At 65.0% G+C, this 4276-nt stretch carries 5 protein-coding genes; 2 read left to right on the top strand and 3 right to left on the bottom strand.

Annotation, left to right across the window (positions count from 1 at the left end; genetic code table 11):
• Nucleotides 1-426: 426 nt before the first annotated feature.
• On the bottom strand, nt 427-720 hold the full coding sequence (gene yidD / locus ABEL04_RS15830) for a membrane protein insertion efficiency factor YidD (protein WP_375803373.1): 294 nt from the start codon (nt 718-720) through the stop codon (nt 427-429).
• Nucleotides 721-840: 120 nt separating this feature from the next.
• Here yidD and hisI point away from each other — a divergent pair, with 120 nt between their 5' ends.
• A complete protein-coding gene (hisI, locus tag ABEL04_RS15825; protein ID WP_375803372.1) occupies nt 841-1242 on the top strand; it encodes a phosphoribosyl-AMP cyclohydrolase in 402 nt (133 codons plus the stop codon).
• 26 nt (nt 1243-1268) lie between these two features.
• On the opposite strand, the gene ABEL04_RS15820 is transcribed toward hisI, so the two are convergent.
• Nucleotides 1269-1907: an SAM-dependent methyltransferase gene (locus ABEL04_RS15820; RefSeq protein WP_375803371.1), complete on the bottom strand. Its 639-nt coding sequence runs from the start codon at nt 1905-1907 to the stop codon at nt 1269-1271.
• A gap of 23 nt (nt 1908-1930) precedes the next feature.
• Nucleotides 1931-3274 (bottom strand): APC family permease, encoded by a 1344-nt coding sequence (locus ABEL04_RS15815; protein ID WP_375803370.1) that lies wholly within the window; start codon nt 3272-3274, stop codon nt 1931-1933.
• Between the two features lie 243 nt (nt 3275-3517).
• Here ABEL04_RS15815 and ABEL04_RS15810 point away from each other — a divergent pair, with 243 nt between their 5' ends.
• Nucleotides 3518-4012, top strand: coding sequence for a TspO/MBR family protein (locus ABEL04_RS15810; RefSeq protein ID WP_375803369.1), 495 nt, complete (start codon nt 3518-3520; stop codon nt 4010-4012).
• Nucleotides 4013-4276: the final 264 nt, after the last annotated feature.

Below are 4276 nucleotides of genomic sequence, written 5' to 3'. Positions count from 1 at the left end.
GAAAGTCCAAATTTCAAATTAGAAAAACCTTTGACTTTTGGGCGAAAGTGAATCTGCACAACGGGCCTTGCCCGCACGGATCAGGATCGGCGCCGCAGAATCCAAACGTTTCGTGCACCTCCATCCTCCTGCTGGGCGAGGCTGAGTGCTTCGGCAGGACTGGCACCTCCGGGCTCGACCGGAGACATCCCGATCCGCACAGCGATGTCCGCCTCCGGCATCAGGCGTGGCGGGCATCCTTGGAATGAGGATTCCTCCCGGAGTGGGAGAGGAGGCTCGCCCCTTCACGTTGGGACCGAGGCTCCGTCGGAGAGTCCTGGAACAGCAATCCACTGTCCGTTCCTGTGTCTTCGGGAGCACGGCGAGTGGCAGAGGGTCCCTCCCGTCGACGAGCAGTCGGTCCGGCCGGAATCGAGACGGCTATGATCAGGCGTCAGTCCCGCGAGGGACCTGGTCGGTCGGTTCGTCCTCCCCAAACCACCGCGGCGGGTCATAGCCGTGGCCCCCCCACGGATGGCAGCGGAGCAGACGGTAGGCGCTCAACACGAGGCCCTTCCACACCCCGTACTCCTGAATGGCCTGGATCGCGTAGTTGGAGCAGGTGGGCTGAAACCGGCACGTGCGGCCCAGGTGCGGGGATAGGAGAAGCTGGTACGCCCGCACGAGCCCAATTAAGAGGAGGCGGGGAAGCCGGACCAGTACAGACCACACGCGGCCCATGGAAGGAGGAAGGCTGCGACGCGTTGAATGCCCTTCGTAAACGTGGCGTCGGGCGGACGGATTCGGAGAGAAGGAGACGTTCGACCGGCGCACTGGCCCTTCACCAAGGTATTATCGGATATGACGTCCTCAACACACGGCGCCCTTCTCGACGCCGTCACCTTCGACGACGACGGCCTCGTCCCCGCCATCGCCCAGGACGCTGAGACCGGCCAAGTGCTCATGATGGCGTACATGACCGCCGACACGCTCCGCGAGACGCTTGAGCGCGGCCGCATGGTGTATTGGAGTCGGTCCCGCCAGGAGCGGTGGGCAAAGGGGGAGGCGAGCGGGCACACGCAGACCGTCGAGGAGGTGCGGCTCGACTGTGACGGCGACACGCTCCTCTTCAAGGTGCAGCAGGAGGGAGGGGCGTGCCACACTGGCTTCCACTCGTGCTTCTACCGCCGGGCCGAGGGGGAGCGCCTCGTCGAGGACGGGAAGAAGATCTTTGACCCGGGCGAGGTGTACGACGAGGCGTGATTGTTACGGGAGTGTGCAGAGACGGCCTACTGCCCGGCTTCTTCCAGTTGCTCGGGAACCTCTCTCGGAATGGTCCAGAGGTATACCGTATCGCCGTCCATCTCGACGGTCTTTTTGGGGGTCCACTCGCCCATGTCGAAATCGTGGGACACCACCGGCGTGCCGGGATCGAGCTGCCGGAAAAGCTTTGGCCGGAGCTTTTTGTTGACGGAAGGTAGCAGGTACACGGTCACCACGGTCGCTTCGCTGATGTCTGCCTCGAAAAGGTCGCCCTGTCGAAACTCAACGAGGTCACTCACCCCTGCTCGTCGAGCCTTCTTGCGGGCCTTCTGGACGAGGTCCGGATCGATTTCGATGCCGACGCCACGAGCCCCGTACTTCCGGGCGGCCTCAATCACGATGCGCCCGTCCCCGCTTCCGAGGTCGTAGACCACGTCGGTGCTGTCGACGTTCGCCAGTTCGAGCATCCGGTTCACGACTGGTTTCGAGGTTGGCACGTACGGGACGTCCGACTGCTGGGGCTGAAGGGGGACCTCCAGCCCGGGTACGATGGGCGGAGGGCGGGTCGTATCCCTCTCCTGCGCGTGCCCCGGCACTGTTCCTGCCGCAGCCCCGAGCAGGCCGAGGATCAGAAGGGCCAGTGTGCATTTCCGGAGGGAGGTCATGAGGGGTGAGGTTCAGTGAGAGATTAGGAGTTCGATTCAAGGTCTCGGTGCCGCCGCAGCAGGAGCAGGGGAAGGCCCGCGACGAGCACCCCGACCCCCAGCAAAGCCCCAATGCCGGTGTACGCCAGACTGGACCAGAGCATGTACACGCAGGCTCCGCAGAAGACGAGCGGGGTCCATGGATACAGGGGCACGCGGAAGGGACGAGACACGTCGGGCTCCGTCCAGCGAAGGATGAAGAGAGACGCGCCCGCCAGGCCGAAGAAGAGCCAGAACACCGGCGCCGTGTAGTCGACCATCGACTCGAAGCCCTGACGCGTGGCGGCCCCCACGCCCACGAGGGCGAGGGCAATTCCTCCCTGGACGAGGAGCGCGTTTGCGGGGGTTTCAGCCTCCCCATCCCATCGTCCCAGAAACCGAAACAGAGAAAAATCGCGGCCGAGGGCGAAGGAAGTGCGGGCCCCCGTGAAAATGGTGGCGTTCGTCGAACTCAGGGCCGCCGCGACGACGAGAAGACTGAGCAGTTGGGCCCCGGGGGCCCCGAACGCTGCGCGCATCAGGTCGGCGGCCACGACCTCGGATCCGTTCATCCCCGCCAGCCCGAGGCCGTCGAAGTATGCCCAGTTCACGAGAAGGTAGAGCGTCGTGATCAGGCCGAGACTGATCAAGAGACCCCGCATCATGTTGCGCCGGAGCTCGCGCACCTCGGCCGAGAGGTACGCTGCTTCGTTCCACCCCCCGTACGTCAAGAGGACGAACACCATCGCCATGCCGAAGCTGCCGGACCCGCCGCCCGCTGAGGAGGAGGTTGCCTCCGCCGAAGCCGACCCGGGAACGAAGAACAGCCCCGCGATCACGAGGACGATCAGACCAAGAATCGTGGCAACGGTGAGCCCGCGTTGCACGTGCTTCCCCTGCCGAACCCCCGCCGCGTTCAGGCCCGTGAGCCCGACCACGGCGAGCGCGGCGTAGATGGAGGACGAGTACGACCCGAGAGACCAGAGTTCGGTCGCGTAGTCGCCGAACACGAAGGCCAGCAGGGCGATGGAGCCCGTCTGGATGACGACCAGACGGGCCCACGCAAACAGGAACGCGACCCAGTCGCCGAAGGCGCGCTGGAAGTAGTAGTAGTCCCCACCGGTGTGCGGGTAGGCGGTCGACAATTCCACGTAGCAGAGCGCGCCGACTAGGGAGACCCCGCCACCGAGGCCCCAGGCGAGGAGCATGGCGCCGCTTCCGCCCGTGTTTGCCGCCACCAGTGCCGGGGTCTTGAACACGCTGGCCCCAATGACGACGCCGACGGTGAGGGCCACGACATCGAAGGTGGAGAGCGTAGAGCCGGGCTTCGTCTGGGGTGACCTATTCATAAAGGCCCAACGGTGGCGTGGAAAAGGACCCGCGTCCCCCCTCGGGCGTCTCCTCCTCGGGCGTCTCCTGGTGTACAGAACCGACCGGGACGAGTGGTTCTCACTGCGGTGAGTCCGGAACCCATACGCATCCCGACGAAGACGCGTTCACTTGCCGGAGACAGGTTCGTCTCGGCTGGTGAAAAAGTCCGGCCGTTTGCCTATCTTGAGCTTGCAATCGCCTCTCAATTCGATGCCCTACCGATGTTTAATGACTGGCGCGGCACATTTGTGCTCATGGGAAAGGCCCTCGGAGCTGTGCTGCTCTGCGAAGCTGTAGGCATCCTCGCCGGGTGGGCCACGCAGACGTCGGTGACCACCTGGTACCCGACGCTGACCAAACCGAGCTTCACGCCGCCAAACTGGGTGTTTGCCCCCGTCTGGACCGTCATGTACGCCCTGATGGGCATTGCCGCTTTCCTGATCTGGCGCTGTGACACCGGTCGCGCCCGGGTCCGATCGGCACTGGTGGCGTTCGGGGTGCAGCTTCTCCTCAACGGAGGGTGGTCGTTTGCCTTCTTCGGGGCACGGTCCCCGGCCCTCGGCCTCGTCGTCATTCTCCTGCTATGGGGGACGCTGGCCTGGACGATCGACCGGTTTTTCCGGATCCGGGCGGCCGCCGGCTGGCTGTTGGTGCCGTACCTCGCGTGGGTAACCTACGCCCTAGCCCTGAACGCAGCCATCTGGGGCCTGAACTAAGAAGTGCTGGTAGAGAGGGGGCCGACCAACCACGCCTCGCGACTCAAGGACTCCCATCGGACCGGGGCCCCTGCCCGTCGCAGCTCCCACCCCGATCCTTCCGTCCTGCCCTCAGGCCCCTTTCGGATCCGCGGGAGCGGGCTCGGGCGACGACAAATCGTCCTGCTCGGCCGCCCGCTGTTCGACCCAGTCGGCGAGTGCGCGGAGCTGGCCGGCAAAGAGAACGCCGTGTGCCCACCGCACGAGGGTCCAGTAGACCGTTCC

It is taken from the genome of Salinibacter sp., from assembly GCF_042218895.1.
GTDB lineage: Bacteria > Bacteroidota > Rhodothermia > Rhodothermales > Salinibacteraceae > Salinibacter.
Note: the sequence above shows the minus strand (reverse complement) of the source record. Positions and strands in the feature narration are given on the sequence as shown.

Coding starts and splice junctions, on each gene's coding strand:
- ABEL04_RS15810 (WP_375803369.1), top strand. CDS start 3,518: ATGTTTAATGACTGGCGCGGCACATTTGTGCTCATGGGAAAGGCCCTC.
- yidD (WP_375803373.1), bottom strand. CDS start 720: ATGGGCCGCGTGTGGTCTGTACTGGTCCGGCTTCCCCGCCTCCTCTTA.
- ABEL04_RS15820 (WP_375803371.1), bottom strand. CDS start 1,907: ATGACCTCCCTCCGGAAATGCACACTGGCCCTTCTGATCCTCGGCCTG.
- hisI (WP_375803372.1), top strand. CDS start 841: ATGACGTCCTCAACACACGGCGCCCTTCTCGACGCCGTCACCTTCGAC.
- ABEL04_RS15815 (WP_375803370.1), bottom strand. CDS start 3,274: ATGAATAGGTCACCCCAGACGAAGCCCGGCTCTACGCTCTCCACCTTC.